Origin of the sequence: Bhargavaea ullalensis, from assembly GCF_042432615.1 — a bacterium.
In the GTDB taxonomy this organism is placed as follows: domain Bacteria; phylum Bacillota; class Bacilli; order Bacillales_A; family Planococcaceae; genus Bhargavaea; species Bhargavaea ullalensis.
The window spans coordinates 13017-38998 of record NZ_JBHLWY010000010.1 but is presented as its reverse complement, the minus strand read 5'-3'; the positions used below and the strand labels follow the sequence as shown (position 1 = coordinate 38998).

The 25982-nt window shown below is 56.9% G+C and carries 22 protein-coding genes; 11 read left to right on the top strand and 11 right to left on the bottom strand.

The window, feature by feature from the left end; all coding sequences use genetic code 11:
• The first annotated feature begins 83 nt into the window (after positions 1 to 83).
• On the top strand, positions 84 to 1556 hold the full coding sequence (locus ACFFIY_RS02835) for an aminotransferase class I/II-fold pyridoxal phosphate-dependent enzyme (RefSeq protein WP_354197323.1): 1473 nt from the start codon (positions 84 to 86) through the stop codon (positions 1554 to 1556).
• A gap of 508 nt (positions 1557 to 2064) precedes the next feature.
• Here ACFFIY_RS02835 and ACFFIY_RS02830 read toward each other — a convergent pair.
• The 6 genes from ACFFIY_RS02830 to ACFFIY_RS02805 form a co-directional block, all read right to left on the bottom strand.
• Positions 2065 to 2934 (bottom strand): polysaccharide deacetylase family protein, encoded by an 870-nt coding sequence (locus ACFFIY_RS02830; protein WP_354197321.1) that lies wholly within the window; start codon positions 2932 to 2934, stop codon positions 2065 to 2067.
• Positions 2935 to 3088: 154 nt separating this feature from the next.
• Positions 3089 to 4498 (bottom strand): dihydrolipoyl dehydrogenase, encoded by a 1410-nt coding sequence (lpdA, locus tag ACFFIY_RS02825; protein ID WP_354197319.1) that lies wholly within the window; start codon positions 4496 to 4498, stop codon positions 3089 to 3091.
• Between the two features lie 4 nt (positions 4499 to 4502).
• Positions 4503 to 5840 carry a dihydrolipoamide acetyltransferase family protein gene (locus ACFFIY_RS02820; RefSeq protein WP_354197317.1) on the bottom strand — a complete coding sequence of 446 codons (1338 nt, stop codon included), beginning with the start codon at positions 5838 to 5840 and terminating at the stop codon, positions 4503 to 4505.
• A gap of 28 nt (positions 5841 to 5868) precedes the next feature.
• A complete protein-coding gene (locus tag ACFFIY_RS02815) occupies positions 5869 to 6846 on the bottom strand; it encodes an alpha-ketoacid dehydrogenase subunit beta (RefSeq protein WP_354197315.1) in 978 nt (325 codons plus the stop codon).
• Positions 6847 to 6849: 3 nt separating this feature from the next.
• Positions 6850 to 7965, bottom strand: coding sequence for a pyruvate dehydrogenase (acetyl-transferring) E1 component subunit alpha (gene pdhA, locus ACFFIY_RS02810; protein WP_354197313.1), 1116 nt, complete (start codon positions 7963 to 7965; stop codon positions 6850 to 6852).
• A 386-nt stretch (positions 7966 to 8351) separates the two neighbouring features.
• A complete protein-coding gene (locus ACFFIY_RS02805) occupies positions 8352 to 8996 on the bottom strand; it encodes a YkyA family protein (protein ID WP_354197311.1) in 645 nt (214 codons plus the stop codon).
• 150 nt (positions 8997 to 9146) lie between these two features.
• On the opposite strand from ACFFIY_RS02805, the gene def reads away from it, so the two are divergent.
• Positions 9147 to 9707 (top strand): peptide deformylase, encoded by a 561-nt coding sequence (gene def, locus ACFFIY_RS02800; protein WP_354197309.1) that lies wholly within the window; start codon positions 9147 to 9149, stop codon positions 9705 to 9707.
• Positions 9708 to 9766: 59 nt separating this feature from the next.
• Here the strand turns inward: def and ACFFIY_RS02795 are convergent, their stop codons facing one another.
• Entirely contained in the window at positions 9767 to 10537 is a 771-nt protein-coding gene (locus ACFFIY_RS02795) for a Cof-type HAD-IIB family hydrolase (protein ID WP_354197307.1), read from the bottom strand.
• 259 nt (positions 10538 to 10796) lie between these two features.
• Between ACFFIY_RS02795 and ACFFIY_RS02790 the strand changes: the two genes are divergently transcribed.
• Both ACFFIY_RS02790 and rnjA read left to right on the top strand, forming a co-directional pair.
• The gene (locus tag ACFFIY_RS02790) at positions 10797 to 11006 is read left to right on the top strand and encodes a DNA-dependent RNA polymerase subunit epsilon (protein ID WP_354197305.1); all 210 of its coding nucleotides are present in this window, start codon (positions 10797 to 10799) and stop codon (positions 11004 to 11006) included.
• A gap of 5 nt (positions 11007 to 11011) precedes the next feature.
• Complete coding sequence (gene rnjA, locus ACFFIY_RS02785; protein WP_354197303.1) at positions 11012 to 12682, top strand: ribonuclease J1; 1671 nt, start codon at positions 11012 to 11014, stop codon at positions 12680 to 12682.
• Between the two features lie 486 nt (positions 12683 to 13168).
• On the opposite strand, the gene ACFFIY_RS02780 is transcribed toward rnjA, so the two are convergent.
• Both ACFFIY_RS02780 and ACFFIY_RS02775 read right to left on the bottom strand, forming a co-directional pair.
• Entirely contained in the window at positions 13169 to 13828 is a 660-nt protein-coding gene (locus ACFFIY_RS02780; RefSeq protein WP_354197301.1) for a potassium channel family protein, read from the bottom strand.
• 96 nt (positions 13829 to 13924) lie between these two features.
• On the bottom strand, positions 13925 to 14206 hold the full coding sequence (locus ACFFIY_RS02775) for a hypothetical protein (RefSeq protein ID WP_354197300.1): 282 nt from the start codon (positions 14204 to 14206) through the stop codon (positions 13925 to 13927).
• Positions 14207 to 14275: 69 nt separating this feature from the next.
• Here ACFFIY_RS02775 and ACFFIY_RS02770 point away from each other — a divergent pair, with 69 nt between their 5' ends.
• From ACFFIY_RS02770 to ACFFIY_RS02740, 7 genes are all read left to right on the top strand, one after another.
• Positions 14276 to 15730 carry a magnesium transporter CorA family protein gene (locus ACFFIY_RS02770; RefSeq protein ID WP_354197298.1) on the top strand — a complete coding sequence of 485 codons (1455 nt, stop codon included), beginning with the start codon at positions 14276 to 14278 and terminating at the stop codon, positions 15728 to 15730.
• 120 nt (positions 15731 to 15850) lie between these two features.
• Positions 15851 to 16393: a helix-turn-helix domain-containing protein gene (locus ACFFIY_RS02765; RefSeq protein ID WP_354197296.1), complete on the top strand. Its 543-nt coding sequence runs from the start codon at positions 15851 to 15853 to the stop codon at positions 16391 to 16393.
• 19 nt (positions 16394 to 16412) lie between these two features.
• Positions 16413 to 17519, top strand: a complete 1107-nt coding sequence (locus ACFFIY_RS02760; protein ID WP_354197295.1) for an ABC transporter ATP-binding protein — start codon at positions 16413 to 16415, stop codon at positions 17517 to 17519.
• On the top strand, positions 17509 to 18333 hold the full coding sequence (locus ACFFIY_RS02755) for an ABC transporter permease (protein WP_354197292.1): 825 nt from the start codon (positions 17509 to 17511) through the stop codon (positions 18331 to 18333). The genes ACFFIY_RS02760 and ACFFIY_RS02755 overlap by 11 nt, the downstream gene beginning before the upstream one ends.
• The gene (locus ACFFIY_RS02750; protein WP_354197290.1) at positions 18317 to 19117 is read left to right on the top strand and encodes an ABC transporter permease; all 801 of its coding nucleotides are present in this window, start codon (positions 18317 to 18319) and stop codon (positions 19115 to 19117) included. Before ACFFIY_RS02755 ends, ACFFIY_RS02750 begins: the two co-directional genes overlap by 17 nt.
• Entirely contained in the window at positions 19114 to 20190 is a 1077-nt protein-coding gene (locus ACFFIY_RS02745) for an ABC transporter substrate-binding protein (protein ID WP_354197288.1), read from the top strand. Before ACFFIY_RS02750 ends, ACFFIY_RS02745 begins: the two co-directional genes overlap by 4 nt.
• Before the next feature lie 196 nt (positions 20191 to 20386).
• Positions 20387 to 21610, top strand: coding sequence for an MFS transporter (locus tag ACFFIY_RS02740; protein ID WP_354197287.1), 1224 nt, complete (start codon positions 20387 to 20389; stop codon positions 21608 to 21610).
• A gap of 46 nt (positions 21611 to 21656) precedes the next feature.
• Here ACFFIY_RS02740 and ACFFIY_RS02735 read toward each other — a convergent pair whose 3' ends face one another.
• Together ACFFIY_RS02735 and ACFFIY_RS02730 are read right to left on the bottom strand one after the other, a co-directional pair.
• A complete protein-coding gene (locus ACFFIY_RS02735; protein ID WP_354197286.1) occupies positions 21657 to 24233 on the bottom strand; it encodes a VWA domain-containing protein in 2577 nt (858 codons plus the stop codon).
• Positions 24217 to 25980, bottom strand: a complete 1764-nt coding sequence (locus ACFFIY_RS02730) for a VWA domain-containing protein (protein WP_354197284.1) — start codon at positions 25978 to 25980, stop codon at positions 24217 to 24219. The genes ACFFIY_RS02735 and ACFFIY_RS02730 overlap by 17 nt, the downstream gene beginning before the upstream one ends.
• Between the last annotated feature and the right edge of the window lie 2 nt (positions 25981 to 25982).

The window sequence follows — 25982 nt, the reverse complement described above, 5'->3', positions numbered from 1 at the left end:
AACCGTACCGCGGATTGACGGTGACAACCGGTTGGTGCGGTGCTATAATTCCCCTTGAAACCGCATGATGAGGAGGCAGCAGATTGTCCCAGCAGGAAACCCCGCTTTTTGATGCATTGCTCAAACACCGGGACCGCAATCCGGTCCAGTTTCATATACCCGGCCACAAGAAAGGCCGCGGGATGGATCCCGAATTCAGGGCATTCGCCGGCGATCCTATCCTGTCCATCGACATGATCAACATTTCGCCGCTTGATGACCTTCACTCGCCGAAAGGCGCAATCCATGAGGCACAAACGCTGGCGGCGGAGGCTTTCGGCGCCGACTACACGTTCTTTTCAGTGCAGGGGACAAGCGGCGCGATCATGACGATGATCCTGAGCGTATGCGAGCCCGGCGACAAAATCATCGTCCCGAGGAACGTCCATAAATCGATCATGTCCGCGATCGTCTTTGCCGGTGCCGTGCCCGTCTTCATCCACCCCGAAGTGGACCCGGAACTCGGCATTTCACACGGAATCTCTGCCGAAGCTGTGGAAAAGGCCCTGTCCGTTCATCCTGACGCGAAGGGCCTGCTCGTCATCAACCCGACGTACTACGGAGTGTGCGCGGATCTTGAGCGGATCGTGGAAATCACCCATTCATACGGCGTTCCGGTGCTCGTCGACGAGGCGCATGGCGTCCATATCCACTTCCATGACCGGCTGCCGGTGTCGGCGATGGCGGCCGGAGCGGATCTCGCTGCCACGTCGGTGCACAAGCTCGGCGGTGCCATGACCCAGGGATCGGTTCTGAACCTGAGGGAAGGACTCGTCAGCCGCAAGCGCGTCCAGTCGATTTTTTCGATGCTGACAACGACGTCCACTTCATACCCGATCCTCGCATCCATCGACTGCGCACGGAGACAACTGGCCATGAACGGACACGGATTGCTGGATAACACAATCCGGCTTGCCCGCGACACCCGCAGGCGGATCAACAAGATCCCGGGGCTCTGGTGCCCGGGGCAGGAACTGATCCACAGCTCCGCCTCCCATGACACCGATCCGACAAAGCTGCTCATCAGCGTGAAGGACCTGTCGATCACGGGCAGCCAGGCCGAGGTGTGGCTTCGCGAACAGGCGAACATCGAAGTGGAACTGTCGGACCTGTATAACATCCTGTGCATACTCACGATCGGGGATACGGCACGCGAAGCGAGCCTGCTTGTGAATGCGCTCAAACGGCTGGCGGAAGAGTTCGCGCCGGATGGCTCCGAACATCCGCCATTCGTCACGCTGCCGGAAATCCCGGCGCTTGCGCTGACGCCCCGGGACGCCTTTTACGCAAAAACCGAAACGGTCCCGTTCGATGAAGCGGAGGGCCGGATCTCGGCGGAATTCGTCATGGTGTACCCGCCCGGCATCCCGATCGTGATCCCAGGCGAAATCGTCACCCGCGACAACATCGACTACATCCGCATGAACATGGAAGCCGGGCTTCCCGTCCAGGGCCCGGAAGACGACACGATCGAAACGCTGCTCGTCATCCGCGAACAGAAGCCGATCCTTTCCTGAATCGATGCCGAAAAAAAAGCAGTTCCGCGGATGTGCGAAACTGCTCAGACTGTAGACAAATCAGGTCCTGCAAACACTTCCGGACCTGATTTTCTATTTTTATGGAAATAAAAATAGCGTTAGATCCTCAGATTGCCTGACCTCTTCTATGGAATTGATCTTGATTGGTTCCATTTGATTTTGACAGCATGCTCATCATCCGTTTATTAGTCTGTTATTTTGATCGTCTCAACACACTTTAAGTGGTCTGGAGCGGAGAGCCCGAGACACCTGCTGGAAAAGCGTTAGCCGAAGACCCCGCAGAGCGCAGCTCGAGGAGGCTAAGGCAACGCCCGCAGCGGAAATCCGAAGGATATTCAAGAAAAAGAAGACTGTAGCCAAAGGAGCATTAGGCTCACTTTGGCTACAGTCTGAGCAGTTCCGCGATTGTGCGGAACTGCTTTTTTTCGAGAGCGGTGAAGTTGCCTGACATTCAAGGCAGTTTGTTAAACATCCGCCCAAATCAGGTTCAATTCTCCGGGAGCTTGATCGTCGCCGGGTCGATCAGCTCGTAGCCTTTCCCGCGCAGGCCGTCGATGATCCGCGGAAGCGCGGCGGACGTCCATTCCCGGTCGTGCATGAGCAGGTTTGCCCCGTTGTTGAGGTATTCGGAGTTCACCATAATGTCCGCAAGTGCGTCGGCGTCCATATACTGCTTCTCCCAGTCATAGCCGTATGTCCAGTTCATGAGGAGCATGCCTTCATCGGAAACGAGCTGCCGGCTGAAGTCGGTGTTGGAGCCGAACGGAGCCCGGAAAAAGCGGGGCTTCTCTCCGATGACCGACTCCACGATTTCATTGACGCCGAGGATTTCTTCGCGTTGCTGATCCTCAGACAGTTCTTTCAGGTTGGCGTGCGTCATCGTGTGGTTCCCGATCGGGAAGCCCATGTCGTGGATCTCTTTCAGCATCTCCTTGCCCGAATCAGAATCCAGGAAGTGACCGTTGACGAAAAAGATGGCCGGTGCGTCTTTTTCGATGAGCGTCTTGGCAATTTCCAGCGCATGCTTGTCGGGTGCATCGTCAAATGTCAGCAGTGCGGCTTGCGGATTCGCGTCGCCGACCGGTTGGAATGACCAGGTTGCTTCGTTCAGCTCATACAGCGGCTCGGCCGGTAATTCAGCTTCTTCTTCTGTTTCTTCAGCCGTCTCTTTGTCCCCTTCCCCGGCGCCGCCCGTTTCTTCGCCGCCGGACTGATCTTCTTCCGGCTGACCGCCGGCCGGCACCGTTTCCCCCTCGCCGGTGGCAGCGGAGTTGTTGTCCTTGCTGCCATTGCCGCATGCGCCGAGCAGAAGCAGTGCGGCAACGGCTATGTACATCAGCCATGTTGTCTTTCTCATATTGTCCACTCTCCCTTCGAATTTCCAGTCTATCACGCACGCTCCCGCCCATGCAATGAACTCAGGACATCCGGACGGCCGGGCTTGCACATAAAAAAAGAGCTGCCCCGGCGGCCGGTTCGGCCTTCGGGACAGCTCTTTGAATGTCCAAAGATTACTTCAGGATGTGGATCGGCGAGCCGAGGACGACTTCCGCCGCCTCCATCGAGATTTCGCCGAGAGTCGGGTGGGCATGGATCGTCATGGCGATGTCTTCCACCGTCATGCCGGCTTCAATGGCCAGTCCGAGTTCTGCGATCATGTCGGATGCACCTGTGCCGACGATCTGGGCACCGAGAAGCAGTCCGTCTTCTTTGCGCGAAACGAGCTTCACAAAGCCGTCGGTTGCATCAAGCGCAAGTGCGCGGCCGTTTGCGCCGAACGGGAATTTGCCCGCCGTCACTTCGTAGCCTTCGTCTTTCGCCTGCTGCTCGCTCAGGCCGACCGTCGCGAGTTCCGGATCCGTGAAGCACACAGCAGGGATGGCCATGTAGTCCACTTCGGATTTTTCTCCGGCAATCGCTTCGGCTGCGACCTTGCCTTCGTAGGAAGCTTTGTGGGCAAGCTGAGGACCCGGTACGATGTCGCCGATCGCGAAGATGCTGGACACGCTTGTCCGTCCCTGGCGGTCCACTTCGATGAGGCCGCGTTCGCCGAACTTCACGCCGGCTTCCTCAAGGCCCATTTCATCCGTGTTCGGACGGCGGCCGACGGTGACGAGCACGTAGTCGGCTTCGACTTTCTTCTCTTCGCCGCCGGCTTCGTATGTGACCGTCACGCCGTTCTCGGTTTCTGCTGCGCCTTTTGCCATGGCGCCCGTGACGATTTCAACGCCTTTTTTCTTGAGGCCTTTTTTGACGATCTGCGTCATCTGCTTTTCAAAGCCCGCGAGGATGTCCTTCGCGCCTTCGAGGATCGTCACTTCGGAGCCGAGGTTCGCATAAGCCGAACCCAGTTCGGTACCGATGTAGCCGCCGCCGATGACGACGAGCTTGCCCGGCACTTCTTCGAGCGACAGCGCGCCGGTCGAATCGATGATCCGCTTCGAGAACTTAAACGAAGGGATTTCCACCGGACGGGAGCCGGTCGCCAGAATGACGTTGTTGAATTTATAAGTCTGGGCAGATTTTTCGTCCATCACCCGGACCGTGTGCGCATCAACGAAGTACGCTTCGCCTTTTACGATTTCCACCTTGTTGCCTTTCAGGAGGCCTTCGACACCGCCCGTCAATTTCTTGACGACGCTGTTTTTGAATTCCTGGGCTTTGGAGAAGTCGATTTTCGCGTCGGAGGTCGTAATGCCCATTGCGTCGGCACCTTGCGCATCCACATAGCGATGGCCGACGGAGATGAGGGCTTTCGACGGGATGCAGCCGACGTTCAGGCAAACGCCGCCAAGGCTTCCGCGTTCCACGATCGTCACTTTCTGCCCGGTCTGCGCGGCACGGATCGCCGCAACGTATCCCCCTGGGCCGGATCCGATGACGAGTGTGTCCGTTTCAATTGGAAAATCACCTACTACCATTGTTTTACGCCTCCATTAGTAAAAGTTCCGGATTTGCGAGCAGCTTCTTGATATGGTTCAGCGCCTGCTGTGCCGTGACGCCGTCGATCATCCGGTGATCATAGCTCAACGATAATGCTAACATAGGAGCGGCCATGATTTCACCATTTTTGACAACAGGTTTCTCTGCAATCCGACCGATTCCGAGGATCGCGACTTCCGGGTGGTTGATCACCGGGGTGAACCACTGGCCGTTCGCCGATCCGAGGTTCGAGATGGAGATGGAGCCGCCCTTCATTTCATTCGGGGCGAGCTTGCCGTCGCGCGCCTTCCCTGCTAGCTGATTGATTTCATCCGACACGGCGAACACCGATTTGCGGTCCGCATGCTTGATGACCGGAACGAGAAGTCCGCGGTCCGTGTCGGCCGCAATGCCGATGTTGTAGTAGTGCTTCTGGACGACTTCCTCGGTGTTGTCATCATACGACACGTTCAGCTGCGGATATTTCCGGAGCGTGGAAACGAGCGCCTTGACGACGTAAGGAAGATAAGTCAGCTTGATGCCTTCTTCGGCGGCAATCTCCTTGAACTTGCGGCGGTGTTCCACAAGCGCCGTGACGTCCACTTCGTCGAGGTGCGTGACGTGCGGGGCGGTGTGCTTGGAATTGACCATCGCCTTTGCGATCGCTTTGCGGATCGGAGAGATCTTCTCCCGGGTTTCCGGGAAGTCGCCTTCCGGAACCGTTGCCTTTGCCGCAGCCGGCTGCTCCTGCTCTTGTGGCGCCTGCGCCGCTTCTGCCGAAGGAGCTTCCTGTTCCTGTTTTTGTCCGCCGCTCAGGAACGAATCAATGTCCTCTTTGAGCACACGGCCGTTTTTGCCGCTGCCTTCCACTTCGCGGATGTTGACGTCATGGTCGCGTGCATATTTGCGCACGGACGGCATGGCGATGACGCGACGTCCGTCTGTTTCTTTTCCGGCAGACTGTGCCGGAGCCGAAGGTACGCCTTCTTCCTTGCCGCCTTTAGGGGCTTCCGCCTTTTCCACATCCTGGCCCGATTCCAGTGTCGACTGGACCTGCGCCTCTGTTTCCTCCGTGCCGGCCGTGTCTTCCTCTCCCTCGTGGTCGGGGGAGTCGATCCGGATGATCACATCTCCGACGACGGCCACTTCGCCTTCCTGGACGAGGACTTCCTCGACCGTTCCGCCGACCGGCGACGGGATTTCAACGACGGCCTTGTCGTTCTGGATTTCACAGAGTGTGTCATCTTCCTCGATCGTATCGCCTTTTCCGACAAACCATTTTACGATCTCGCCTTCATGGATCCCCTCGCCGATGTCCGGCAACCGAAATTCATAAGCCACGCCTCTCACCCTTCCTTTCGCTCAATGATCAAAATCCGAGAACTTTTTTCGCTGTTTCCATGATGTCGCTTGCATCCGGGAGCCATGTGTTTTCCCCTTGGGCAAACGGATAAATCGTATCCGGTGCCGCTACGCGGAGAACCGGCGCTTCCAGGCTCAGGATGGCACGCTCGGTGATTTCAGAAACGACGTTCGCAGCAATGCCCGCCTGGCGCTGGGCCTCCTGGACGACAATCGCACGGTTCGTCTTTTCAACGGAAGAGATGATCGTGTCGATATCGAGCGGCTGGACGGTGCGCAGGTCGATCACTTCAACGGAATGCCCTTCCTTCTCGAGCGCTTCCGCCGCCTTCAGGCTTTCACGGACCATTGCGCCGTATGTGATGATGGACAGGTCCGTTCCTTCCCGCTTGACGGCCGCCTTGCCGAGCGGAATCGTGTATTCCTCTTCGGGCACTTCTTCGCGGAACGAGCGGTACAGCTTCATGTGCTCAAGGTAGATGACCGGATCTTCATCGCGGATGGCCGAGATGAGAAGGCCTTTCGCGTCATACGGACCGGACGGGATGACCACTTTGAGTCCGGGCTGCTGTGCCATGAGGCCTTCCAGGTTGTCTGCGTGCATTTCCGGTGTCGCAACGCCGCCGCCGAACGGCGAACGGATCGTCACCGGCGCATGCATCTTGCCTGCCGTGCGGAAGCTCAGCCGGGCAAGCTGCCCGCTGATGGAGTCCATCACTTCAAAGACAAAGCCGAAGAACTGGATTTCCGGAACCGGGCGGAAACCTTGCATGGCCAGGCCGATCGCCAGGCCGCCGATTCCTGATTCTGCGAGCGGCGTATCGAACACGCGGTCTTCGCCGAATTCTTTCTGGAGGCCTTCCGTGGCGCGGAAGACGCCGCCGTTGACCCCGACGTCCTCACCAAAGACGAGGACATTTTCATCATTTTTAAGCTCTGTACGGAGGGCATCCGTAATGGCCTGGATCATCGTCAATTGTGCCATCGGTTACTTCGACTCCTTCTCTGTGTAAATGTCGAGTTGTTCTTGGACGTTTTGCGGCATGTCGCCTTTGTACATGATCTTGAGGAAGTCGCTCACTTTCTGTTTCGGAGCGGCGTCCGCTTTTTTGATCGCAGCCTTGATCTCTTCCTTGGCACGCTCGATCACTTCATTTTCCTTTTCTTCGTTCCAGAGGCCCTTCGCCTCCATATACTTGCGGAAACGGATGAGCGGATCGCGTTTTTCCCACTCGGAATCCGTTTCGGATGTACGGTAGCGGGTCGGGTCGTCCCCTGCCATCGTGTGCGGACCATAGCGGTAGCACATCGTTTCGATGAGTGTCGGGCCGCCGCCGTTGAGCGCGCGTTCGCGTGCCTGCTTCGTCACCGCATAGACGGCAAGCGCATCCATCCCGTCGACAAGAACGCTCGGAATGCCTGCAGCCACGCCTTTTTGTGCAAGTGTCTTCGCTGCGGTCTGCAGCTCGCGGGGCGTCGAGATGGCGTACTGGTTGTTCTGGATGAAGAAAATGGCCGGCGCGTTGTAGGCACCCGCGAAGTTGATTCCTTCATAGAAATCCCCCTGAGACGTTCCGCCGTCACCCGTGTAGGTGACGACGACCGACTTTTCGCCACGCTTCTGTTTGCCGAGCGCGACGCCGGCCGCCTGGATGTACTGGGCGCCGATGATGATCTGCGGCATGAAAATGTTGACGCCGTCAGGAATTTCGCTGCCCTGGAAATGTCCGCGGGACCAGAGGAACGCAAGGTCAAGCGGCAGTCCGTGCCAGACGATCTGCGGAACATCCCGGTAACCCGGCAGGATGAAGTCGTCTTTTTCAAGCGCAAAGTGTGATGCCAGCTGGGATGCTTCCTGCCCGGCCGTCGGCGCATAAAAACCGAGGCGGCCCTGGCGGTTGAGGGAGATCGAACGCTGGTCCAAGATCCGTGTCCAGACCATGCGTGTCATCAGTTCGGTCAATTCCTCATCGGAAAGTCCCGGATCCAGCTCCTTGTTGACGATTTCCCCCTCTTCATTCAGAATCTGGAACATCTCAAATTTCTCTTCGATCTCACGGAGCGTTTGTTCCGGATCGAGTCGGTTCGACTTTTTGGCAGCCATGTTCTGCAACTCTCCTTTTCTGTATTATCGGGTATGCCTCTTGCGGGTGGTACAACTTCTCACGAATGAATTATACAAGAACGGAAAAGTCCGGTCAATGCAACGATTTGAAAGCGCTTTTAGTATTAGTACACAACCCTTCAATTCAGCAACTGTATTAGCACATCAACTTCTTTTGTACCATATCAAAAAAGCACCATATCCTATCCTTTCCCGGTCGCAGTGACCGAAAAACTATCGTTGTCCGTCTTGAGATGCTTTCTCCGCCCAGTTAACCATGCCCCGCATCTTGGGGAAGCATGCGGAAAATCGCCGGCTGTCCGGCAAATCCTCTCTTTGGGCATTGAAAAAGGGCGCCCGCCGGCACCCCTGATTTGTTGCAGTGATTACTTTGAGCTGTCCTCTTCCATGCGGTCAAATGCTTTCGCTTTCAGTTCATTGACCCGTTCCGTCGTCTCGTTGAATTCACCGAGCGCGGCGCGGACTTCGTCATTTTTTGCATTGACTGCGTCGGCCTGGTCCTGGATCTCTTTGAAGTCGGCCCCTTCTTCGGTCAGCATGGCGTACAGCTTCTTCTGAAGATCCGCCGCTTCCCGGTAGAGCTTGGAGTAGTCATGCTGCGCTGCGTAACGGCTTTCCATCGCATCTTTCAGTTCACCGATTGCTTTTTTCGCCGATTCGTCATCCGTCTTCACGTCATCGAGAGCGGCGAGTTTTTTTTCCGCGTTCCCGACCGACTCGTCTCCCTTGTCCAGGAGGGTCAGCCGCTCATCGACCGATTCGTCCGCTTCTTTCACCATGCCGGAAAGTTTGTCGGCATCGTCTTTCGTCAGTTCCATCATCGAGCTGAACAGCTTGCTTTCTTTTTTCTCAAGGCCGGCCATGTCTTCCTGTGATTCCAGGAAAGGTTTTTCCTCCTCCTGGATGTCGCTGACGGCACCGGCGAGCTTGTCATGGGCGGATGCACCGAACGAACAGGCGGAAAGGAACAGGGCCGCGGCCAGTGCCGTGCCTGCAATTTTCTTTTTCACTTCCTTCAATCCTCCCGTCCCTTCTTAGTTCCTTTTACTATATTAGGAGTTTCGGCCGTTTTCAATGAAATCGGGCATTTTTATTTCATGCATGCCCCTTCCGCGATATACTAATGGTAATGCCAAGTCGCACGAAAGGAAGTCTGCAACATGATTACGATGGATCGGATTATCCGGGAAGGCCATCCGACGCTCCGCATGAAAGCGGAAGAGATGGCCCTCCCTTTGTCGGAGGAAGAAAAAGAGACTGCCCGGCAAATGCTCGAATTCCTCAAGAACAGCCAAAATCCCGAGATAGCCGAACGATACGGTCTTCGTCCGGGGATCGGCCTGGCCGCCAACCAGATTGATGTCCCGAAGAGAATGTTCGCGCTGCACATTGTCGATGAAGACAGCGAGCCCGTCAGCTTCGTCATCGTCAACCCGAAAATCGCCAGCCACTCCGGCGCAAAGGCCTATCTTCCCGGCGGCGAAGGATGCTTGTCGGTCGACCGGGAAGTCCCGGGCTTCGTCCCCCGCTATGCAAAAGTGACGATCAAAGGCTTCACGCCTGACGGGGAGCCGATCAAGCGACGGCTGAAGGGACTGCCGGCAATCGCATTCCAGCACGAGCTCGATCATCTGAACGGTGTCATGTTCTACGATCACATCGATCCCGATGAACCGTTCAGAAACTATCCCGATGCAAAGCCGCTCGGAGAAAACGAATAAAAAAACGGCAAGGGGCCCTAAAGGATGCCTCTTGCCTTTTTGATTTGACCGATGGACGTTCAGACGAGACCGAGCTCTTCAAGAATGCGTGCGATGCCGTCTTCCGCCACGTCTCCGGCCACGTAGTCGGCCAGCCGTTTCACTTCGTCATGCCCGTTCCCCATCGCGACGCCGATTCCGGCGGCCGCCAGCATCTCCCGGTCATTCAAGCCGTCGCCAAATGCAATCGCATCCTCCATCTTCAGACCCTCCCGCTCCAGGATATGTTCCATGCCGGCGGCCTTTGACGCACCGCCGGGAAGGATGTCGCAGCTGACGCGCTGCCAGCGGACGAATTCCACTTCAGGGAAAGTTTTTCTGTAGCCTTCTTCTTCCTCTTCTTTGCAGAAAAGGAGCGCCTGGTGCACCGGGTGGCGTTTGTAAAAATCCGCTTCGACCCTCGGGTAAGTGATCTTGAGTGTGCCAAGGCCCTCCCGGACATACCCGTGCCCTTCACCGGAAGCGACCATCTCGCTGTCGTCCATGTAGACGAGCGGATGGCCGCGCCGGTCTGCTTCCTGCTTGATCCGCCCCAGCAGCACCGGGTCGTGTGTGCCCTGGTGAACAACTGCGCCGCGGTGGACGACATACTGTCCGTTGAAACAGACATACGTGTCGATCTCCAGCTCATCAAGCACCGGCTGCACCATGAAAGGCGCCCGGCCGGTTGCAATGGCGATCAGATGGCCGTTGTTCCGTGCCGCTAAAATGGCCTTTTTCGCTGACGCGGGAAGCTTCTTCTCATGGTCATAGAGCGTACCGTCAATATCGAAAAACAAAATTTTACCCAAGCACATTTCCTCCTCCCAAACTTTGAAAAACACTTGACAGAACATTCATTCATGCATATAATAGGGACAAGGAGTGATTGCCATGCTGAAACGCTTGAAGCGTCGATGGTTGAAACGGCTCAATGGCATCCTCGGCAAAAAGTCCATTGCATGATGATTCGCCCCCGCTCATACCGGGGGCTTTTCTTTATTTCGCGGGGCCTGCATGCTATTATAAAGGATATGGCAAGTATTTGAACGTGAAAAAGGAGAGCAGAAGATGATCTACAAAGTATTTTACCAAGAGAACATGCATGAAGTGCCGGTCCGCGAAAACACAAAATCCATGTATGTCGAGGCAGAGAACGAGCGCCAGGTCCGCGCTAGCGTGAAGGAACGCGGCTACAACATCGAATACATCCAGCTGCTGGAAGGCGGGCATCTTGAATATGAGATGAAGTCCGAGAACTTCCACGTTGAGCAGGTGTAATCCGGATGAAGTCTGTAAAAAATGACCAGACAGCCGTTTTCGCACTGGGCGGACTGGGCGAAATCGGCAAAAACACGTACGCGGTCCAGTTTCAGGATGAAATCATCCTGATCGACGCGGGTATCATGTTCCCTGACGATGACCTTCTCGGGATCGACTACATCATCCCGGATTATACGTACATCGAACGGAACGCAGATAAGATCAAGGGCCTTTTCGTCACACACGGCCACGAAGACCATATCGGCGGAATTCCTTATCTTTTGAAGAAAGTCAACATCCCTGTGTATGGCGGCAAGCTCGCACTTGGGCTCCTGCGCAACAAACTCGAAGAACACGGCCTGCTTCGCCGTACGAAGCTCATTGAAATCAAAGAAGACGACGTGATCAAATTCCGCAAAACCTCGGTCAGCTTTTTCCGGACGACACACAGCATTCCGGACGCCTTCGGAATTGTCGTGAAAACGCCTCCGGGCAACATTGTCCACACCGGTGACTTTAAGTTCGACTTCACACCGGTCGGCGAGCCGGCCAACCTCGCGAAAATGGCACAGATCGGGGAGGAAGGCGTCCTTTGCCTCCTGTCGGACAGCACGAATGCGGAAGTTCCGGACTTCACGATGTCCGAGAAGAAAGTCGGCGAAAGCATCGACGAGATCTTCCGCAAGGTGGACGGCCGCATCATCTTCGCGACGTTCGCGTCCAACATCTACCGGCTCCAGCAGGCGGTGACCGCGGCGATCAAGCACGGACGGAAAATCGCCGTGTTTGGCCGCAGCATGGACAACGCCATCACGATCGGCCGCGAACTCGGCTATATCGACGCGCCGAAGGAAATGTTCGTCGACACCCAGACGCTCAACCGGCTTCCGGCCAATGAAGCACTGATCCTGTGCACGGGCAGCCAGGGCGAGCCGATGGCGGCCCTTTCCCGGATCGCCAACGGTACGCACCGGCAGATCCAGATCCAGCCTGGCGACACTGTCATCTTTTCGTCTTCCCCGATTCCGGGCAACATCGCGAGCGTCAACCGGACAATCAATCTGCTGTTCCGGGCGGGCGCCGAAGTCATCCACGGATCGCTCAACAATATCCACACATCCGGGCACGGCTCCCAGCAGGAACAGAAGCTCATGCTCCGCCTGATCAAGCCGAAGTTCTTCATGCCGATCCACGGCGAATACCGGATGCTGAAGATGCACAAGTCCCTGGCCGTCCAATGTGACGTGCCGGAGGAAAACATCTTTATCATGGAAAACGGCGACGTGCTGGCGCTCGGTTCCGACGAAGCCCGCCTTGCCGGCCGTGTTCCGTCGGGTGATGTGTACATCGACGGAAGCGGGATCGGCGACATCGGCAACGTGGTTCTGCGCGACCGCCGGGTTCTTTCCGAGGACGGCCTCGTCATTGTGGTCGTCACGCTCAACAAAGCAAAAGGCAAGATCGTCTCCGGCCCCGACCTCATCTCCCGCGGATTCGTCTACATGCGTGAGTCGGGCGCGATGATCAACGAAGCCCAGTCGATGCTGAACCGCAGGCTCCGCCAGTCGGTCGCCTCGTCAAAAGAGCCGGATCCCGAAGCCCTGAAAAGCCAGATTTCCGACATACTCGGACCATACCTGTTTGACAAAACCAAACGCCGGCCGATGATTTTGCCGGTCGTCATGGAAGTCTGATTTATAAGTTCTGCCGCATCCTTCCAGGAGGATGCGGTTTTTTGTTATGGGTGAATGTCGGGATTGCGCCCGCGAATGTCGGGATTGACGCTCCGAATGTCGGGATTGCGCCCGCGAATGTCTGGATAATACCCTACATCGTCGGGAAAGCACTAACGTCCAGATCTCTATGTAAGTAGAAGAAGAAATCCGCGAGACACCTGCGTGAACAGCGTCCGTCGAAGACCCCGCAGAGCGGAGCTCGAGGAGGCTGAGGCAACGCCCGCGGTAAGCGAGCGGATTTCTTCGACTGATGGAGTTTACACAAGACTAATGTGCGAGTGGAATCGCAAAGGCTGCGAGTGAGCGCGTTGATGGCTCGAGTGGAATCATACAACCCTTGAGTGAGCGCGAAGGCTTTATTTAGACATGATCTGATAAGCCGCTCTGAATGTTGCACCACAGTCAGAAAAGCCGCAGGCCCGGGGGCATGCGGCTTGTTTTTAATTAGTGAAGGGCCTTCTTCTCGAACCGGAGGATATCGCCGTCCGAGCCGATGATGATCAGGATGTCGCCGAGCTGGATTTGTTCGTCGGCCATCGGGGAGACGACGACCTCCTCCCCTCGTTTGATGGCGACGATGTTGATGCCGTAGCGTGCGCGGATGTCCAGGTCGAGGATTGTATGGCCGGCGAGCAGTTCGTTCGCCTTGATCTCCATGATGGAGTGCTCATCCGATAATTCCAGATAATCCAGGATGTTATTGGACATCATATTATTGGCGATCCGGATACCCATGTCCCGTTCCGGGTGGACGACCTGGTCGGCGCCGATTTTCTGCAGTACTTTTGCATGGTAGTCATTTTGGGCCTTGACGGTGATCTTGGCGACGCCGAGTTCCTTCAGGATGAGCGTCGTCAGGATGCTCGACTGGATGTGCTCGCCGATCGCCACGATGACATGCTCGAAGTTCCGGATGCCGAGTGACACGAGCGCCTGCTCGTCCGTCGTGTCTGCGGCGACCGCCTGCGTGGCAATCGCTGCAAATTCATCGACCCGCTCGGAATCCCGGTCGATCGCCAGGACATCCGCCCCCTGCTGGATCAGTTCGCGGACGATGCTGCCGCCGAACCGGCCGAGGCCGATGACCACAAATTCTTTTTTCATGTTCCGGTCCTCCGTCTGTCTGGATTGCCTTCCTGCGGGCAGCCGTGTTTATCGGCATGCCGCTTGAGGGAATGTGTTTTATGAATACCGGGCTGATCAGCTCCGGTTGTGCGGACGTTTTGGACGGGCGGAACAAAATTGGCAAGATGGATCGCTGCAGGCCTCTTCCCGCCACTCATTGCATTCGGCGCAGTAGGCAGCATCGTATGTCGCATCATACGACAGTGGCTCCAGGCAGACTTCGCAATAATCGTCGAGTTCCTCATAGGGGATGATCCGGTCTTTCGTCATCAGGAAAATCCCTTCGACGACCGGGGAGACATTGTTCCGCCCCTTTCTGCCGCCGGGGTTCAGGAAGAAGTTATTTCTTTGTTCCAATTGGCTGCCCCTCCTTTTTCCATTAGTGTACCACATCCAAACAAAACAACAATGAATCGCGGTGAATTTATGGAAGTGATTGCAGAGCCGGCCGATTTTACGGTGACGGAAGCCCATCTGGCATTCGTCCTTCCGTTTGCCTACCGAAAGAAGAAGGCCCGGCAGGCAACCGTCGCCCTTGAGCAAGACGGCTTTAAATTTTTTTCATTGGACGATTCCGCTTCTCTGAAGGCCATCTATCCGGAGGGTGTCCAGGTCATGCGGGAAGAGCTCGATCAGTATTTCCTCCCCTATGTGGAGCAAAAACTGTTCCCGGAATCTCCGGAGGATTACGGGTTCCGCCGGTTTTCGAAACCGATCTGCGAAGAATACATTCTCGAAGTGAAGGACCGCTCCTATCCATTCCGGATCATCAGCATCGACATTACGCTCGCCCCGTTCGGGCTGGCGTTCCTGACAACCCGTGTGGAGCTGCTGACCGGTCCTCTCCCCCTTTCCGGCATCCTGGACTTCAACCAGCACTTCCGGGCGGCCGAAAATAAGCTGAAGGAAGAAAAAGGAACATCAATCCACTGCAACGACGGGGAGTTTTACGAAAACATCCATGACTTTCTTCTTGGACGAATGGCGGCGGCCATGAAGCCGTTCATCATCCACGATGAGCGGCTGACCGGCTATTTCGGGAGCCTCCCCTACTTTGAAGATGAACGGATGTACGTCCATGCCTTTTACTTCACAGAGCCCGGCACGGAAATTTCCGATGAACAGCTTTTTCGCATCGGACGTGTGGACGGCCTGGATGCGCATGGAAACCGATTCATCTCAACGACCAACAGGAAATACGTCCAGGACTACTTGGACAAATATCTCCATGACCGATGGGCGCCGGGTTATTATCTGCTGACGACTGACTACACGTTCGCGGCGATTTCGACGAAGCCGCGGTCGGAGATGGAACGACCGCTTGCCCATTTCATGAGCACGCATTACTACAACTTCCTCATCCACTACTTTTACCGGATCATGCTGCTGCGCGTCTCGTTTGAATACAGCCGCCTGAAATGGGACAAAGACGAGGAATTCCTGAAGCGCCTCATCCAGCTCATCACGATCTTTTCTTCCTGGTATTACTTCGAGCATATCAGCGCGCGCCAGGAAGGAAAGGAACTCGGACGGCGTTTCCGTGAAGCGTTCACGCTCGATGTCCTGTACCGGGAAGTGAAGGAAACCCTCGATGAACTTTACCGTGTCCAGGAAAACTCGGCCACGTCACGGATGAACCTGCTCCTGTTCTTCCTCACCGTGTTCACGGTGATATCCGGGATTTATGGCATGAACTTGGTCATTGACGACTGGAAAGACGATACAAGCTGGACGGAGATCGAATCTTACGGCTTTTTCGAGTGGATTTCCCTGCTCACCGCCGTGATTGGAATTGCCTTGTCCGTTTACCTGTCCGTCACTACGCTCGGCCGCACGCTTTGGCGTAAGCTACGGATGAGATGGAATGATATGGACCTTTGATCAAGCGGCCGATGTTTCCGGCCGCTTTTTTTGCTTGCAATCCTCCACTGTTTTTGTATAATGAAACGTGTTTTACTAAACTTTAAGTTTGATAACAGTAAACCGACGGGAGGAATCCCGATGCAAATCGGAAAAAAGATCAAGCGGCTCCGGCTGAAAAAAGGACTGACCCAAGAAGAGCTGGGCGAACGGACAGATTTAAGCAAAGGCTACATTTCCCAATTGGAGCGGGACCTCACCTCCCCTTCCATCGAAACGCTTTTCTCCCTGCTGGAAGTGCTCGGTTCGTCGCCGAAAGAGTTTTTCGATGACGGGGCCGAGCGGCGGGAAATTGTATTCCGCAAAGACGAGCACACGCTGAACACGGATGCCGAACGGAAATTCACCGTCCGCTGGCTCGTTTCCGAATCAAACGAAAACTTGATGGAGCCGGTGCTCCTCACACTCGGACCCGGCGGTCGGTTCAAGGAATTCGAGCCGTCCCTCTCGGAAACGTTCATCTACGTCCTCAAGGGGAAGATCAAGATTGAGCTTGGCAAAGAAACTTTCCTGGCCGCGGCGGGGGACGCCGTCTATTACGAGGCGGCGGATGACCACCGGGTCTCAAACGCCGGACAGACCGATGCGGAGTGCCTGCTCGTGGCAACCGAATCCTATCTTTGACGAAACTGGAGGTTTGACATTGACTACACAGCCCATCATCCGATTTGAAGGCGTCACCAAGCGGTACAGCGACGATGCGACCGTCCTGGACAACATCAGCTTCGAAATGGAACGCGGGAAATTTTACACGCTGCTCGGTCCGTCCGGCTGCGGCAAAACGACGATTCTCCGGCTGATCGCCGGATTCATCGAGCCGACCGACGGACGGATTTTATTCAACGGCAAGAACATCAATGACGTTCCGCCGAACGAACGCCAGGTGAATACCGTCTTTCAAGACTATGCGCTCTTCCCCCACCTGAATGTGTTTGAAAATGTCGCATTCGGCCTGAGGATCAAAAAAGTGAAGCAGGCCGAGGTGAAGAAGCGGGTCGGGGAGGCGCTCAAGTTCGTCAATCTCGAAGGATACGAGAACCGCGAGATTTCCGAGATGTCCGGCGGCCAGCGACAGCGGGTCGCCATCGCCCGGGCCATCGTGAACGATCCGGAGATTATCCTGCTCGATGAACCGCTCTCCGCGCTTGATCTGAAGCTGCGCACCGAGATGCAGTATGAATTGCGGGAGCTGCAGCAGCGCCTCGGCAAGACTTTCATCTTCGTCACGCACGACCAGGAAGAGGCGCTTGCGATGTCGGATGAGATCTTCGTCATGAATGCGGGCAAGATCGTCCAGTCCGGCACGCCGATCGACATTTACGACGAGCCGATCAACCGGTTCGTCGCGGATTTCATCGGCGAGTCCAACATTGTCGACGGAGTCATGATCCGGGACCGGCTCGTACGCTTTGCCGGCAAGGAATTCGAATGCGTGGATGCCGGCCTGGATCCGAACGAGAAAATCGAAGTCGTCATCCGGCCGGAAGACCTGGAGATCACTTCTTCCGAGAAAGGGAAACTCGTCGTCTCGGTCGACACCCAGCTGTTCCGGGGCGTCCACTATGAACTGTCGACGTACGACAAGGACGGCAATGAGTGGCTCGTCCACTCCACCCGGAAAGCGCAGGTGGGCGATGAAATCGGACTCGATTTTGACGCAGAGGCGATCCACGTCATGAGGCTGAACGAGACCGAAGAAGACTTTGACCGGAGGCTCGAGTCTTACGAGGTGACGGGTTATGCAGAGTAAGGCCGCCCGCGCGTTCTACCTCATTCCGTACGGCGCCTGGATCCTGCTGTTCGTCATTGCTCCGATTGCACTTGTCGGCTATTACTCGCTGTTCGATTTGGACGGAGGGTTCACACTCGGAAATTACCGGAACTTCTTCTCGTCGATCTATCTTCGGCTCACGCTGAGCTCGTTCTGGTATGCGTTCCTGATTACATTGTTTTCCCTTGTGATCTCCTACCCGACGGCGTATTTCCTGACAAAAACGAAGCACAAGCAGCTCTGGCTGCTGCTCATCATCATCCCGTCCTGGATCAACCTGCTGCTGAAAACGTACGCGTTCATCGGCATTTTCGGCCAGTACGGTCCGATCAATGCGTTTTTCGCCGCAATCGGGATCGGGCACCGGCAGCTCCTGTTCACCGATTTCAGCTTCGTGTTCGTATCGGTGTATATTTTCATCCCGTTCATGATTCTGCCGATCTTCAATGCGATCGACCGGCTGAATCCCGCGCTCATCGATGCATCGCGTGATCTCGGCGCAAACTCCTGGACGACATTCCGCCGGGTCATCCTGCCGCTCACGATGAACGGCGTCAAGTCCGGGATCCAGGTCACCTTCATTCCCGCGCTGTCGCTGTTCATGATCACGCGGCTCATCGCCGGCAACAAGGTCATCACGCTCGGCACCGCCATCGAGCAGCAGTTCCTCGTCACTCAAAACTGGGGAATGGGATCGACGATCGCCGTCTTCCTCATCCTGTTCATGTTCATCATCATGCTCTTCACCGAGCAGAGGGAAAAAGGAGGGTCCGGACATGGGAAAAACCGCTAAGGGGCAGAAGCTGTTCCTCGGACTCGTCTTTTTGATCTTGTATGCCCCGATCTTCTTTCTGATTTTTTATTCGTTCAACTCGGGCGGGACGATGTCATCTTTTGAATCGTTCACTTGGGAGCATTATGCAGCGGTGTTCGAAGACACCCGGCTCATCATGATCGTCTTCAACACGGTGATCGTCGCCCTCCTGTCTTCACTGCTCGCGACGACGATCGGTGTCCTCGGCGCGCTTGCGATCGTCTATCTGAAAAACCGCAAGCTCCGCAACACCCTGCTGTCGCTGAACAACGTGCTCATCGTCAGTCCGGACGTCATCATCGGCGCGTCGTTCCTCATCCTGTTCACATCTCTCGGCGTCAAGCTCGGGTTTACGTCTGTTCTTGTCTCGCATATCGCCTTCAGCGTGCCGATCGTTGTCTTGATGGTGTTGCCGAAACTGCTGGAGATGAGCGACTCTCTCATCGACGCAGCGCGCGACCTCGGCGCTTCCGGCAAGGATGTGCTCACCCGTGTCATCATCCCGTACATCAAACCGGGCATTTTTGCGGGCTTTTTCCTGGCCCTCACTTATTCGCTCGATGACTTCGCCGTGACGTTCTTCGTCACCGGCAACGGCTTCAGCACGCTGTCCGTCGAAATCTATTCAATGGCTCGCACCGGCGTGACGCTCACCATCAATGCGCTGTCCGGCCTGCTGTTCATCGTCACAGTCGGGCTCGTCCTCGGCTATTATGCACTGAACCGCCGGGGCAAAACGCCGATCACGGGGGTGAAGAGATGAAGGACATCATCCGGGCGGCACTGGCCGTCCTCATCGCATCGGCACTGCTCATCTGGGCGAATGCCGAGCTCGGCAAAACTTCCGGCAAGGCGGGCGCCGACACGATCACCGTCTACAACTGGGGCGAATACATCGATCCGGACCTGCTGAAGCAATTCACGGAGGAAACCGGCATCCGGGTCGTCTATGAAACGTTCGACTCCAACGAAGCGATGATGACGAAGATCCAGCAGGGCGGCACTTCCTACGATGTCGCCGTCCCGTCGGAATATATGATCGAGAAAATGAGGGAGAACAACCTCCTCATCCCGCTGGACCACTCGAAGCTCCCGAACCTGAAGCATATCGATCCGTACTTCCTGGACCTGCCGTTCGATCCGGACAATGAATACTCCATCCCGTTCTTCTGGGGAACGCTCGGCATCGTCTTCAATCCCGAACTGCTCGGGGGACAATACGACTTCAGCAGCTGGGATGATCTGTGGGATCCCGCCCTCAGACAAAAAGTGATTCTTGTCGACAGCGCACGCGAAGTGGTCGGGATGGGGCTGAATATTCTCGGCTACTCCCTGAACTCGACGGACAGGCGGGAACTCGATGAGGCTTCCGCGAAGTTGTCCGAGCTTGCACCGAATGTAAAAGCGATCATCGGGGACGAAATCACCCAGATGATGCAGCGCAATGAAGCATCCGTCGCCCTCACCTGGTCCGGCCAGGCTGCGGATATGATGAGCGAAAATGACTCGCTCGACTATGCCGTTCCCGAGGAAGGCTCCAATCTCTGGTTCGACAACATGGTCATCCCGAAAACGGCGGCCAACATTGACGGCGCCCACAAATTCATCAACTTCATGCTCGATCCGGAAGTGGCCGCGCAAAACGCGGATTACGTCGGCTATTCCACGCCGAACAAAGATGCCCTTGGCCTGATGGATCCGGAAGTTGTCAATGACGAACGATTCTATCCCGACGAAGAGACCCGCGAACACCTTGAAGTGTATCGCGACCTCGGTCCTGAAATGCTCGGCATCTACAACGAGCGATTCCTGAAATTCAAAATGGAAATGAACTGAACAAACGGCAGGAGCCCGGTGCTCCTGCCGTTTTGGTTGTATGGGAGTTTTGCGGCCTGGTCCGCAGACGGGGACAACGTCCTTCCAGCTTAATTGCTTCCCGGGCCAGAAAATTTTTGACCCGGGCAGAGGAAGACGGACGGCCGATGTGGTAAAATGATTAGACACTCGAAAGAAAAAGGAGCAGTGATGCGGCATGGCCGTAAAGAGCAACCGGTTTGCGCTTTATATTCTCATGTTCAATATGTTCATTGCGATGGCCGGAATCGGGTTGATCATCCCGATCATGCCCGGTTATCTGGACACGTTCGGCGCGGCCGGCCAGGTGTTCGGCTTTCTCATCGCCACATTCGCGTTTGCCCAGTTCCTCTTCTCCCCGCTGTCCGGCAATTTATCGGACCGGTATGGAAGAAAGAAGCTCATTATTTTCGGGCTTGTCGTCTTTGGCGTTTCCCAGCTCATCTTCGGTCTCGCAAGCCATCTGTGGATTTTGTTCGCCGCCCGTTTCCTGAGCGGTCTCGGCTCAGCCTTTCTCGTGCCGCCGATGATGGCATTCGTCGCGGACATCACGACATTCGAAGAGCGCGGCAAGGGAATGGGCTGGCTCGGGGCTTCCATGTCACTCGGGTTCATGATCGGACCGTCGATCGGAGGATTCCTCGCCAATGTCAGCCTTCAGTTCCCGTTTTACATTGCCTGCAGCGCGGCCCTCATCGCGGCTCTTTCATCCTGGTTCATCCTCCCCGATCCCCATGCTCCGGCACACCGGCCTGAAGAGGGATCCGGGAAACCGGGTGACAACATCATCTCCCAGCTCCGGCGCTCGGCAGCGATGCCGTATTTCGTCCTGCTGATCATCATGCTCGTCTTTTCATTCGGGCTGGCCAACTTCCAGGCGACGATCTCGTTCTATGTGGATAAGAAATACAATTATACGCCTTCGGACATCGCGGTCCTCCTCACCGTCGGCGGATTCATCGGCGTCATCGTCCAGACATTCGTTGTCGGCCCCCTTTTCAAGAAGTTCGGCGAGATGCAGGTGATTCTGGTGAACCTCGCCGTGGCCGCCATTGCGATGATCGGCATCCTTTTTGTGCACACGTTCTGGACGATCCTGCTCGTGGCGACTTTCTTCTTTACGGCGACCTCCCTGCTGAGGCCGGCGATCAACACGCTCATCTCCAAAATGGCGGGCGACGGCCAAGGATTTGCCGCAGGGCTGATGAACGCCTATATGAGCCTCGGAAACATGATCGGACCGGCTCTTGCGGGAACTCTCTTTGACGTAAACATGGCTTACCCGTATGTGGCCGGGATGCTCATCCTGTCGGGCTGCCTGGCGATCACATCAATTTGGGCCGCAAAAAACCGCGAACGGCTCAATCATCTCAGGACCCGTGAGGTGCAGACGGCGGGATAACATCAAAGAAAGCCGGAAGGGAAAACAATCACCCTTCCGGCTTTCGTCATTCACTTTTCCTTTTTTCATCCAGCAGCCTCTGGATATGGGACGGACCGGCGGCTGGTGCACCGGGCGATTCCTTCATCCGTCTTCGCTTGTTCACTGTTGCCGACGGACTGCCGAATCGCCTGAGCGTGATGTCGGCGAAAAACAGGAGCATGGAAGAAAGGGCGAACCACCGCCAGGCCGGCGCCGTTTCCCACTGCTTCCTTTCCTGCGTCCTGAGTGCTTCCGCTGGCTTTTCGACCATCCGGCCGCCGGTCTCTTCGGCAAGCGCCTCCAACAATTTCCCGTCGGGCGGGCCGGGTCTGTATTCCGACCCATAAGGCACGGACAGGCCGACTTTGGCGTAGGTTTCCCCGTCGCCAGAGATTCTGAAAAAGACAAGACCTGGCGCCGGATCAAACCTCACCCTTGCACTCCCGGGACCGGTCGGGTCGACGGACGCTTCGATTTCATTGCCCTTTGCGTCCACTACTGCCACATCCAGGAAAGAGGATCTGCCGGAGCCGGTTACAAGATAGGAGCCGTCCTCGCTCCTCGTCACTTCAAACGGCTCTTCCCGGTAAGAAGGAAGCAGACGGGCGGCTGCAGCCGTCCAGAGCCGCGGCCAATCCTCCCAGCCGGCAAAGCCTCCGCTCCATCCGCCGGAACCCGATGTGTAGGCGACCGTCCGGCCGAGTCCGTACATCCATTCCGCGATGACCGGATCTTCCAGTGGACTTTCCATGATCACGTCCGCTGACGGCTTCGCGGTCACGGCGATATACGCATTCATCTCCGGCAGGGATCCCGAGAGGACCTCCCAGCCTTCGGTCGGTCGGACGGCGGGACGGAACGGCTCATCGACGATGAAAGTCCTGGACAGCATGGCCGTCTCCCGGGACAGGATGGCCGGAACCGCATCAGCATCACGGACATCGTAGAAGCGGCCGGAGCCGAGGTCTGCAAGCCGGCTGAGCAGCACACGATCGGCATCAGATCCGATGGCGACGGAAGAGACCGTGATGTTGTTGGATGCAGCCTGCTTCAGCACGCCTTCGTAGTCGCCGCCCTCTGCAGACATCCCGTCTGTCAGCAGGATCACATGCTTTCGCTGGGCGTCCGCTTCCGACAGCCGCTCAACGGCAAGCCGGACAGCCGGGAACAGATCGGTGCCTCCGCCGGTTATCACCGATTGGATCGACTCCAGCGCCTTGGCGGGATCGCCGACAGGACCCGTTTCGATCACTTCCCACGGCTCATCATCGAACGCGATGAACCCGAGCGTGTCATCGGGACGCAGCAGTGCCGCCGACCGGGAAGCGGCCTCTTTCGCCATGTCCAGCTTGGTGCCCATCATGCTTCCGGACCTGTCCAGGACGATCACCAGGCCGAGAGACGGGATGATGTGCGTTCCGGTGACGTCCATGGAGACGGGAAGCAGTTCTTCGATCGGTGTCCTGTAATAGCCGCCCAGGCCGAAGCTTTCCTCCCCGCCGACCATCATGAATCCGGTTCCGAACGTTTTCACCGCTTCTTGGATCAGACCCATCCGGTCCTCCCCGACAAGATGTCCGGGGATATTGTCAAAGATGATCCCGTCATAAGACAGGTATGCGGCAAGGTCATTCGGCAGTTCTTCCGCGCCGATGCTGTCGACGCGGACTTTTTCGTTCCCGATCCATTTGCCGATCGGACTCGGCGAGTTGTCTTGTCCGACGAGGAGGAAACGGGGCGGCCCCGCGATATCCGTCACCGCGTTCATTTTGTTGTTCTCGCCGATTCCGTCGCCTTCCGTGATGATCTGGGCTTCATATCGGATGAACCCTTCATCATCCTGCGTTTCCTTGAACAAAAACCGGTTTTCTCCCTCACTCAGCTCAACCGTCCGCTCTTCTGCAAGACGGTCCTCTTTAAAAAGAAGCAGACGGCCAGTCGCCGCGGCCGTCGACTCGACGGTCACTTCCAGATCCAGCACCTCGCCGGCACGGCCGGACGGCGGAATCCGGAAAGAAGAAACCGCCGCATCCTCTCTGGGAGGAGGAGAAAATTCGACTGCATCGACGGTGATGTGCGGCGGGAGGACGGAACGGGCGTAGGCGAGTGCATCTCCCCTCGTTTCCCGGCCGTCTGTCAGCAGGACGATCCTGGCCGGTTTTCCGCCGGCAGCGGCAGCCGCGTGGCGGATCGCCTGTTCAAGATCCGTCTCTCCCGCTCCGCCCGGTCCGGATTCCTTACGCAAGCCGCCGCCTTTTGAACCTTCGCGGACTGAGCCCGCAAACGACAGGATGCGGACATCCTGATTTTCTTTTTTCCCGGCTGCCGCTCCGGACAGCCACGACTCCACCCCGTCTTCGCTTCCATCCATGGAAACGGAGCGGTCGGCAAGAATGAAAATCTGCTGTCTGCCGCTTCCGAGCAGAAGATGCGGAGAAGACGCCGCAATGATCAGACAGGCCGCGGCCGTGCTCCTGAGCAAGAGCAGGACAACGCCGCGCCGCCCGCCTCCCTTCACCGAGCGCCTGTAAGTCCAGGCCAAATAAATCGCTGCCGGGACGGCAAGCAGCAGCCAATACGGCTGTTCAATACGAAAGTCCATGACGGCGCTGCACCTCCCATTCGGCAAGCATCAATGCGAGAATGAGCAGGAGGACCGGGACGGCCGGGGAAGTTCCCGCTTGATCCGCCCCGCTCCGCTGCCCCTCTTCGCCCGAACTGAATGATTGTCCCGCAGCCGGATGCTTTTCCGAGTCGGGAAGGACCACCGCCAGGTACCGTTCCTCACCGGCGGAACGGAGCAAGTACAGGCCGGGCCTTTTCGGGGCTTGAAAGGTGCGGCCGGCTTGGGTGTCTCCGACAAATTCACCGCCGGCCGTGAACAGTTCCCAGCCGTCTCCACCCGGCGGAGGCGGCAACGGTCGGAGCTCGCCCGGCAGGAAAGAGCCGAGCCCGCCTCCTTCGGCGGAATAGCGGTCTACGGTGCTCCACAGGAACAGCGGGAAAGACGGCCGGAGCGGCCAGTCGGTCATCTGGGGTTCCGCAAGGACTGCGATGCCGCCCGCTTCCGAACGCTGGATGAACGGCCGTCCGCCGGCCTCTGCAATCGTCTTGAATCTGTCTCCAAACGGCGGGTACAGCTCCGAAACATACACTCCTTCCAGCGGGGCGAACGAGAACAGCGAATCTTCGGCACGGTCTGCCGCTGCGGGCGGTCCGGACGATTTTTCCATGCTCCGGCCGAACAGAACCGTCCGGCCGCCCCGCTGAATGAACAGCCGTTCATCAGGGGTGAAGACGACCGCTTCGTCCGGCAGCGAGCCCTGCTCTCCGGGATCAAAGAGCAGTGTCCGGTAACCGGCCGCGCGAAGGCCTTTGTGTACGAGGGCATGGAGACGGGAATCCGCATACACGGGGAGCGACCGGCCGCCCGGTACAGCAAACGCCTCGTTGTCAGGCTCATAGCCGTCTTCCGCATCCGCCTGAAGCGAATAGGCGGCTGCCTCCCTTAAGCCGTCGATCCGGATATTCTCGGATGTTCCCGGTTCCAGCGTCATCTCCCGGGGTTCCGCTGCCCGTTGTCCCGTTTCGTCCCGTACAGAAAGCGTGATCCGTTTTTCTGCGCCGGACTGATTGCCCACCTTTGCGATTGCCGAACGCCCGTCCGGCGTGTCTGCCACGCCGAACGCCTCCACCGAAACGTTGTCCGGAGCCTTCCCGGCCGCATGCACCCGCCAGGCGAGCCCTTCTGTTTCCGGCAGGCTCTTCCCCTCAAGGGAATCGGTGAACACGTGGGCGGTCGCAGACAGGCCGTCCGCCGCCGTCACTGCGAGCGCCAAAGTGCTTTCCATCTCTTCAGGTCCGTACGTCACCCGGAGGCCGTCGAGGATGCCGAGCACTTCCCCGGGAACATCCGAGCGGGACAGCAAGATTTCCGGCTCTTCGCCGGCCTGTATGACGGTGAACCGGCTGTTTGGATGCCCACGGACCAGTTCACCCATTGTCTGCCGGTGTTGCTCAAACAGTGTCCGGCCGTCCGTTTCCGCGAGCATCGAAGCGGACGCATCCACGATGAACAGCACTTCTCCCGTCTTTTGCGCTCCTTTGCCGAGCGCAGGGCCGAGAAGGAGAAACACGAACAGAAGCAGCGCTGCCATCTGGAGGTAAAACAAGGCATTCCGCCTGAGACGGCGGAGAAAAGGCGACGCCTCCTCATGCCGCTTCGTCTCTTCAAAAAACAGCGTGCTCGGAATGATGAGATCGTCATAGCGCTTTGTAAAAAAGTAATAAAGCACGACGGCTGCCGGGATGACCGCCGTCCACAGCATTCCGGGCGACCCGATTTCCATCC

Coding starts and splice junctions, on each gene's coding strand:
- ACFFIY_RS02830 (WP_354197321.1), bottom strand. CDS start 2,934: ATGAGAAAGACAACATGGCTGATGTACATAGCCGTTGCCGCACTGCTT.
- lpdA (WP_354197319.1), bottom strand. CDS start 4,498: ATGGTAGTAGGTGATTTTCCAATTGAAACGGACACACTCGTCATCGGA.
- ACFFIY_RS02815 (WP_354197315.1), bottom strand. CDS start 6,846: ATGGCACAATTGACGATGATCCAGGCCATTACGGATGCCCTCCGTACA.
- pdhA (WP_354197313.1), bottom strand. CDS start 7,965: ATGGCTGCCAAAAAGTCGAACCGACTCGATCCGGAACAAACGCTCCGT.
- def (WP_354197309.1), top strand. CDS start 9,147: ATGATTACGATGGATCGGATTATCCGGGAAGGCCATCCGACGCTCCGC.
- ACFFIY_RS02790 (WP_354197305.1), top strand. CDS start 10,797: ATGATCTACAAAGTATTTTACCAAGAGAACATGCATGAAGTGCCGGTC.
- rnjA (WP_354197303.1), top strand. CDS start 11,012: ATGAAGTCTGTAAAAAATGACCAGACAGCCGTTTTCGCACTGGGCGGA.
- ACFFIY_RS02780 (WP_354197301.1), bottom strand. CDS start 13,828: ATGAAAAAAGAATTTGTGGTCATCGGCCTCGGCCGGTTCGGCGGCAGC.
- ACFFIY_RS02770 (WP_354197298.1), top strand. CDS start 14,276: ATGGAAGTGATTGCAGAGCCGGCCGATTTTACGGTGACGGAAGCCCAT.
- ACFFIY_RS02765 (WP_354197296.1), top strand. CDS start 15,851: ATGCAAATCGGAAAAAAGATCAAGCGGCTCCGGCTGAAAAAAGGACTG.
- ACFFIY_RS02755 (WP_354197292.1), top strand. CDS start 17,509: ATGCAGAGTAAGGCCGCCCGCGCGTTCTACCTCATTCCGTACGGCGCC.
- ACFFIY_RS02750 (WP_354197290.1), top strand. CDS start 18,317: ATGGGAAAAACCGCTAAGGGGCAGAAGCTGTTCCTCGGACTCGTCTTT.
- ACFFIY_RS02745 (WP_354197288.1), top strand. CDS start 19,114: ATGAAGGACATCATCCGGGCGGCACTGGCCGTCCTCATCGCATCGGCA.
- ACFFIY_RS02740 (WP_354197287.1), top strand. CDS start 20,387: ATGGCCGTAAAGAGCAACCGGTTTGCGCTTTATATTCTCATGTTCAAT.
- ACFFIY_RS02735 (WP_354197286.1), bottom strand. CDS start 24,233: ATGGACTTTCGTATTGAACAGCCGTATTGGCTGCTGCTTGCCGTCCCG.
- ACFFIY_RS02730 (WP_354197284.1), bottom strand. CDS start 25,980: ATGGAAATCGGGTCGCCCGGAATGCTGTGGACGGCGGTCATCCCGGCA.